The organism is Paenibacillus caui (assembly GCF_019904135.1).
In the GTDB taxonomy this organism is placed as follows: domain Bacteria; phylum Bacillota; class Bacilli; order Paenibacillales; family Paenibacillaceae; genus Fontibacillus; species Fontibacillus caui.
The window spans coordinates 1-1,828 of record NZ_JAIOGQ010000072.1 but is presented as its reverse complement, the minus strand read 5'-3'; the positions used below and the strand labels follow the sequence as shown (position 1 = coordinate 1,828).

Annotated in this window: 1 protein-coding gene; it reads right to left on the bottom strand. The window is 53.0% G+C overall.

All coding sequences use genetic code 11. The features are described from left to right. Positions 1-15: 15 nt before the first annotated feature. Entirely contained in the window at positions 16-1,407 is a 1,392-nt protein-coding gene (ltrA, locus tag K7397_RS21120) for a group II intron reverse transcriptase/maturase (RefSeq protein WP_223070548.1), read from the bottom strand. Between the last annotated feature and the right edge of the window lie 421 nt (positions 1,408-1,828).

The following is a 1,828-nucleotide window of genomic DNA, read 5'->3' as shown; positions in this document are numbered from 1 at the left end:
GGCGGTTCCAAAAGGTTAACGAAGTTCCAAATAACGAGAAAGCAAACTTTTCAGCCCTTTCGCTTCCCAGAAAGAAGTCGGAAGGGCATTATTTGTGTTTCGAGACATTTCCCATGCACCACGCCGGGAGTTTGCCATAACATAGCAGGCCCATTCCGGAACTCCGAGCGCCCGAAGTTCTCGAATACGGGTTCGTACCCGTTTCCACTGTTTCCATAGGCACATTCGGAGTCTTCTACGAATCCATTGGTCAAATCTTTCGCAATGGCTCTTTGCAGATGCTATCCGGAAATAGCCAATCCACCCCATGAGGTAGCGGTTCAGTTTTGAAATGCGTTCCTCCATGGAGATGGATCGGGTGCGGCTCGTTAGCTCCCGGATCTTCTCCTTAAACCGAAAAATCGTCTTAGGAGCCAGTCGAATCGTTGCCTGCTTGTTGGATAGGAAACTAATTCCAAGAAATTTGCGGTTCCATGGCCTATCTACCGCACTTTTGTCCCGGTTCACTTTCAGTTTCAGCTTTCCTTCCACAAATCGAGTGACCGATCCCATTACACGTTCACCTGCTCGTTTGCTTGCAACGAAGATGTTGCAGTCGTCTGCATAGCGGACGAATCGCAAGCCGCGCCGCGTTAATTCTTTATCCAGATCATCCAGCAGAATGTTTGCCAGAAGTGGACTCAGCGGGCCGCCTTGTGGCGTTCCTTCTTCCGTCTTCCGGCTCACTCCACCCTCCATTACTCCAGCATTCAAGTAGGCGCGGATTAGTTTCAGGACTCGCTTGTCCTTCACTCTCCTTACCACTCTAGCCATGAGGATGTCATGGTTCACTCGGTCAAAGAACTTTTCTAAATCCATATCCACCACCCATCTCAGGCCGCTTTGGATATATCGCTGGGCTTGCTTCATGGCATCGTGTGCTCTCTTTCCCGGTCTGAAGCCGTAGCTATACCACGAGAAGTGAGCATCGAAAATCGGGTTCATCACTTGCAGAAGCGCTTGCTGGAGCAGGCGGTCCATCACGGTCGGAATTCCGAGCAGCCGTACGCCGCCTCCAGGTTTGGGGATTTCCACCCGTTTGACTGGCATCGGTTTGTAGGTTCCCGTCAAGAGTTCGATTTTCACCGTTTCCCAATGTGCCTTCAGGTATGCCTGTAACTCCGCTACTGTTACACTGTCCACACCGGGCGCTCCTCCGTTCTGTACCACTCGCTTATATGCAAGTCGAAGATTTTCTCCCTCGAGCATTCGCTCCAACAGGTCGTTCTGGTCTTCGCGAGAGGAAGGAGCGACTTGTGCCGGCGAAGAACTCGGCACTCCAGCATACCCTTGCGGCTTCACCGCTTCTCTTTGCTGGCAGTTCCCTTTCAGGATATTCGGCTGTCTCTGCTCTTTACTCGAACGCATCGGTTTCCTCTCTCCTTTCGGTTCGGCCCTTCCGCATTCCGGCGTCCCGTACTCGCGTACTATGGCCTCTGCTGACTCCTGCGGGTTCAGCGCAACCTCCCGGTTGCGGTTACGAAGTGACTTCGCATTTTTTTTTCTCTCTCCCGCAGGTCTCCCCAGATAAGAGCGTCATCTTTCCGCCCGCGACCACTGGAGTTTACTGCTTCCGCCCTTGGCGGCTTTGGATTTCGTCATGTCTAGGTGACTCATCCGACGGAAACAGCCTCAAATCCAGTTCGTGTACCTTGGCCCGTGCTTTTGCCTCCGGCTTCCTTCAGATTCCACCTCACGATGGGACACCCTTACCCTTGGCTAATGGTAGGCGCTCGCCAGCCCCCATTCCGGACTTTCACCGTGTAGATGACGCCCATGCTGGGCGTAC